6 protein-coding genes are annotated in these 5366 nt (G+C 46.0%); all 6 read right to left on the reverse strand.

The window, feature by feature from the left end; translation table 11 throughout:
* Positions 1–149 precede the first annotated feature (149 nt).
* Complete coding sequence (locus B498_RS0121835) at positions 150–587, reverse strand: hypothetical protein (protein WP_237716813.1); 438 nt, start codon at positions 585–587, stop codon at positions 150–152.
* Positions 588–951: 364 nt separating this feature from the next.
* Complete coding sequence (gene tri1, locus B498_RS00070) at positions 952–2052, reverse strand: ADP-ribosylarginine hydrolase Tri1 (RefSeq protein WP_032623154.1); 1101 nt, start codon at positions 2050–2052, stop codon at positions 952–954.
* 36 nt (positions 2053–2088) lie between these two features.
* Positions 2089–2469 carry an immunity protein Tsi6 family protein gene (locus tag B498_RS00065; RefSeq protein WP_008503524.1) on the reverse strand — a complete coding sequence of 127 codons (381 nt, stop codon included), beginning with the start codon at positions 2467–2469 and terminating at the stop codon, positions 2089–2091.
* Positions 2462–3724, reverse strand: a complete 1263-nt coding sequence (locus B498_RS00060) for a polymorphic toxin type 46 domain-containing protein (RefSeq protein WP_008503525.1) — start codon at positions 3722–3724, stop codon at positions 2462–2464. The genes B498_RS00065 and B498_RS00060 overlap by 8 nt, the downstream gene beginning before the upstream one ends.
* A 2-nt stretch (positions 3725–3726) precedes the next feature.
* Positions 3727–4521: a DcrB-related protein gene (locus B498_RS00055; RefSeq protein ID WP_008503526.1), complete on the reverse strand. Its 795-nt coding sequence runs from the start codon at positions 4519–4521 to the stop codon at positions 3727–3729.
* Between the two features lie 11 nt (positions 4522–4532).
* Positions 4533–5366 (reverse strand): type VI secretion system Vgr family protein (locus B498_RS00050; protein WP_008503527.1); only part of this gene is annotated, 834 nt, incomplete at its 5' end.

Raw genomic sequence — 5366 nt, forward strand, 5'->3', positions numbered from 1 at the left:
CGCGAACGACTCGGACATCGACTCGCGGCCCGTCAGTTTCCAGAACAGAAGCCCCTCCACCGGGAGCTGAACGGTAATTCGGTTGAGCATAATCTTTATTCCACTATGGACTAATCTCGGTGTTCATTGAGATATTTTTTAAATCGTGCTTATTTAAGCCATAAACCTGAAAACATAAGGACGCTCCCCAGGGAAACTACGCTTTTAGCAACGATAAGTAGGCAAGGCGCAACGACGCGTGTTATAGACGATATTGCTTCATAATTTTCAGCATTGTATTTTTTGTGCCCTCCTGTAATCCCGGAAAAGATCGTGCAGAGCAGCACAACGGTAACTTTTAGTCCCCATACGCACAGGAAAGACATGGAAAAGATAATCGAATAGTGTTTCGCCGTTGCGACGGAGAATAATGACATTGACTGAGCGAGCCATTTCAACGTAAAACCAATAACAACCGTAGCCACTAACACCAGAACGAACATCAACCCAGCAAGGAACCATTGTTTTTTACTGAATAAGTCTTTTCCATTCCAGATAAGCGCTAGTGTCCAAATCATAAAGAGAATAAAGAAAAGCCATTGAATCATAACGTACCACATTTATACATGTTGTTCTCCAGGCATCGTCGTGTCGTCATCTCACTTCGCATCACACTCCTTTTCCAAACCAAATACCATAAAACAACAAGATACAGCTTAACGCGGCGATAGATTTTGCTACCAGGCGTAATATTGGCCAGAACCGCTGATTGACTATATCAGTGACACCATTAATTCAACCCAACTCAATATAATTTTCTTTATCCACAAACCATGGTCACCACATCTTCTCTTCTCGAAGAATCTGTATTGTCCAATTTTTGACACGCCGGGACGCTTTTAACTAACAAACCATTAGGTACAGACAAAGAAAGAGGCACGGTACAATACCCGTGCCAGATGACTAATATAATTATAAGAAATTATCCTCTGGAGCTCTATCGAACAGTTCACCTGCCATTTTGGCGATACGTTCGTGCTGCACGAGTTTGTTTTTCCACTCCTGCGGAATACCGGAATAACCATATAATGCTCCAGCTATTTGTCCCGCCGTCGCCGCAACGCTGTCAGCGTCATCGGCAAGATTGGCGGCCAGTAGAATTGCATCGCGGAAATTATCCGTATTCCATACCGACCACATCGCGGCCTCAAGCGTATCTATAACATAACCACTTGAACGAATCTGATTGCGAGTTTTTTGCTTATATTCACCCGCGTTGATAATCATTACGCGTGGCTGAAGCGGCATAACGTGCGGAGAAAAAACAAAATCTTTATTGCTACCGTTAATCATATGCACAAGCAAATAACTTAAATACTGTGTGCTATTTATTGCTTCCGCGGCACCGTGTGTTGCGATACTTTGTTTTTTAGCTTCATAAAACGCTTTGCTTAATGATTTTCTAAAAAAAATAGAGACAGGTGCTTGCCTGATAATGGAAGCATTACCTGCAGTTTCTGGTGCTGTATTACCGATCCACCCAGGACCAACAGTTAAATATTGCTCTAAAGCAAACCGAGTTGTATTTCCTATATCAAAACAGATGCCATTTGAACTGTTATAACCATGCCGATGCCATTCCAGAAGCTTATTCCTGAAGCATATAGTATCAGCATCACCTTTCTCAAGAAGCGTTTCCGCAAGACATAATGCCATGGATGTATCATCCGTCCATTCACCTGCGCGGAGTCGAAATGGCCCACCACCTATCATATCTTTGACATGTGCTTTGTCACGAGGTAAAAATTCGAGCGTCGTACCTACAGCATCTCCAACAGCAAGACCTATAAGCGCACCGACAGCACGATCCCGTGATTCCGCGAGTGAGATGTTACATTGTGGTGTTAAGTCCCATTGTTTTTGTGCATCGCAATCAAAAGATGATTCTAATAGTTTATCATTATATTTATACTGCATCTTCTGCTGGACTGAAAGACTGCTAACAGGTAAGTACTTACGATATATATCTACATATTTTAACAATACATTCAAATTAGCATGTAAGTCTATCACCATTCACCCATAATAAAATATTTTTAATATCAAACCCTAAAATTCACCAGGATATTTCATTTTAAGATTATGTTGTTTCATTTTGTAATTGGCATCAACCTCATGCGGCAGTCTAACCTTTAACCCTCGGCGGATTTGATCCACAATAAACCAGGCATCCGACAACCTTTCAAAAAACAACTCATCAGAATTATCAAACTCCTTTGCTGCATACATACCGAAAGTCATTTTCCATAATTTTGCTTTATCCTTTTCCTTGCCTTCGATTAAATCCCGTAGAAATATTAATTGTTGTACAATAGAATCGTACATTTGTAAAAGTGGGGAGTGGGGGTTGAGATGTTTTACCTCAGCATATCTCTTTTCTGCTAAAGTTAATGCTTTTTCAACATAATTTAGAGCTGTCATGTTATTCATTATATGGAGTCCAAATATCACGCTTAGTGGTAAACCATTGTATCCCACCGCCTTCTGTCTGGAAAGGTTTGTCTGGTACAGACCAGGTGTCCAAGGCTGGTGTGGCACTACTTCGAAGCATCTCAACTTTTTGTTGCGCTTGATAAGCTTTTACTTCTTTAGGAACAATTAACCCCGTATCCCTGACCTGTCCCTCAGGGTTAATGCCTAGTTTTGTGGCAGGGGTCGATTCGTCAAGAGAATACCAGTTTCCTTGCCAATTCCCTGGGGATTGATTCTGATAAGCTATTTTGCCTTTATTGATTGTTTCAATTGTCACTCTCTGTTCAAGATCTATACCGCTGCGATAAGCTGGTATTTTACTTTCTTCAACACCCTGAGAACGCATAAAATCATCAACAATTTTTTGATTTGCACGGATATTAATATCTCTATTAAGATCGCCCGTGCGTCCAAATTTTTCATTAAGTTCAGCTCTTCGGGCCGAAATATTTGGCTTAACCGGTTCGAGAACAGGCTTACCAGCCCGCCACGCATCAAACCTTGCCCCGCCTTTCATGCCAGCCCCGCCGCCAATAACCGAGCCGATCAGCATCCCCCATTTCTGACCGTCGCTACCTTCGCCAAACAGCATTCCCCCCGCATAACTACCGACTGTCCCACCGCCCATCGCACCGAGGGTACTCAGAAGTGCGATTGCCGGACTGGCCAGCACCGCCATGGCTCCGGCACCAACGGCGAGCATCGTCCAGTTCACCCATTCCGGGATTTCAGGACTTATTTCATCGGTCTGAACTTTGCTTCCACCGATAATAACATTACGCGATCCCTGACTAATCTCAGCGCTGCATGTCAATTTATCGCCTGTGCGAGAGGCGGGAAAGTTGTTGATGTAAACTTTTATCGAACCTTCCGCAACCCGTTGCAGGCTACCGCTGTGCTCATCACACTCTCCGGCTGACAGGTGAGCGCGGATCGCCTTTCGGCTGTTGATAAAAACATTGGGTGAACCTTCTTTTAGCGTACCGGTAGTATGGCGTGGAGCCCATGACATACTGCCGAGGAGCTCACCCAACCCACCCGCAGCGCATGCCCCAGCCGCAACGGCAGAAACAGCAACCAGCGCGGTCCCTCCGGTGACGACAACGGCAGCTGCGCCCAGAATGGCCCCGCCCACCAATCCTGCAATCATCCAGCCTTTTGAGGCTGTATGTGCAATCTCATCATCTACGCGAGCAGCCTGACATTCGGACATGGCTATTCGGCTCGCTGTGCCATCAGATACTTACGGATCCGGTCGGCTGTATCAAGCGGGTCAGAACCAGACACCTGGCGGCATACGGAAAGCTGTGAAAGTAGGTGATGTGATTTGTCTGCGAAAGTCGTCCACAGCGCGTAACGAAGGGGTTGGCTCCCCGGAACGGGTGCAATACTGAGTGGTTTACCCTGTTTTTCAAAAAGCAAATATTGCCCCTCTTTCGCCCGCTGAAGCGAAAGATGTCCATACAGTTCCTGAATGTTTTCAAAGACACTCAATTCCTTACTCTCACTATCAAGCGCAAAAAATGGCCCCTGGCTGTCGGCAGCGAGCATTTCTCTAGTTTCAGTCTGAGCCGGTTTGTGGAACTTAATACTGCGGATAATTTCCTGATATTGATTATGATAATAATCGCTAAACTCGCCCGGGCAAGTACCGATATAACACACCATCTTTTGGCCGCCAGGATGGTCACCGAGCAAAATAACGGTCTGCCTCTGGAAAATGATCGCATTATCATTTTTGAATTGATAAAAAAGCTCAACTGCCGGGAGACCATCAACAGAGGTCATCTGCGAGGATTCGAGACGAAAGTCGGGCACCGTAATTTCCAGTTCACGTACCAAACGAGTTGCCGCATCATGGACTTTATCTTCGTTTTTAGCACTCGCACGAGAAACAACAAAAGTAAACTCGCTGGCTCCGTTATCACTCAGGGTAAATAAATTCATGGTTCTGTCTTTAAATACATCGGGTAAGGCAAGGGATGCTTCCTGAAGAATATATTCAGCCATTCGGGTTACTCTTATTTATTGCCATTAATAACAAAAAAACTATCCACTTCCTGCTGGATTTCACCCTGAAGGGATGCGCCAGGCGGATCGATGACATTTTGTCCATCATCAGGGTTCAAATGTAATTCGCCGGAAAGCGTATTAATTTGCGCGTTCTGTTTCGCAGTAAAGTTAAAATTATTACCAATGATATGGACGCTGCCGTCTTTTGATAGCTCGATGGCGCTTTCACCACATTCCAGTCTCAGCGTATTTCCTGCGGAAAGTATAAAATTATTAACGACTTTATCGTTTCGACTGTTCCCCGTCAGGCATACCACATCGCCTTTAATCCCTGATTTCTGATTTTTCGCTACCCGTAAGGTTTCATCTTCGCCAACGAACTGGGTTCGATTTTTTTCAGTAGAATGTGTTTCGTCGTTTTTGACGTTAATATCCAGATTGCGCTCGGCCTGGATCCATACCTGTTCTGCGCCCGCTTTATCCTCAAACCGCAGGGCATTGGCATTGTCCACGGAACCGTCTTTCGTGCGGCTCATAAAACCCATCTGCGTCGCCGCAGTCGGCAGCGCCCACGGCGGCATGCTCGCGTCGTTGTACACCCGACCGGTAATGATCGGACGGTCCGGGTCGCCGTTGATAAAGTCCACCACCACCTCATCGCCCACGCGCGGGATCTGCACCCCGCCGTAGCCCTGGCCCGCCCACGCGCTCGACACGCGCACCCAGCAGGAGCTGGTGTCATCGCCCTTCGCCAGGCGGTCCCAGTGGAACTTCACCTTCACGCGGCCGTATTTGTCCGTCCAGATACTCTCGCCGTTCGGGCCCACCACCTTCGCGGTCTG

Source organism: Enterobacter sp. SST3, assembly GCF_000286655.1.
Taxonomy (GTDB): domain Bacteria; phylum Pseudomonadota; class Gammaproteobacteria; order Enterobacterales; family Enterobacteriaceae; genus Enterobacter; species Enterobacter roggenkampii.

Excerpts from the sequence above, each read along its gene's own strand:
- B498_RS0121835 (WP_237716813.1), bottom strand. The coding sequence starts at position 587 with ATGATTCAATGGCTTTTCTTTATTCTCTTTATGATTTGGACACTAGCG.
- B498_RS00065 (WP_008503524.1), bottom strand. The coding sequence starts at position 2,469 with ATGAATAACATGACAGCTCTAAATTATGTTGAAAAAGCATTAACTTTA.
- B498_RS00060 (WP_008503525.1), bottom strand. The coding sequence starts at position 3,724 with ATGTCCGAATGTCAGGCTGCTCGCGTAGATGATGAGATTGCACATACA.
- B498_RS00055 (WP_008503526.1), bottom strand. The coding sequence starts at position 4,521 with ATGGCTGAATATATTCTTCAGGAAGCATCCCTTGCCTTACCCGATGTA.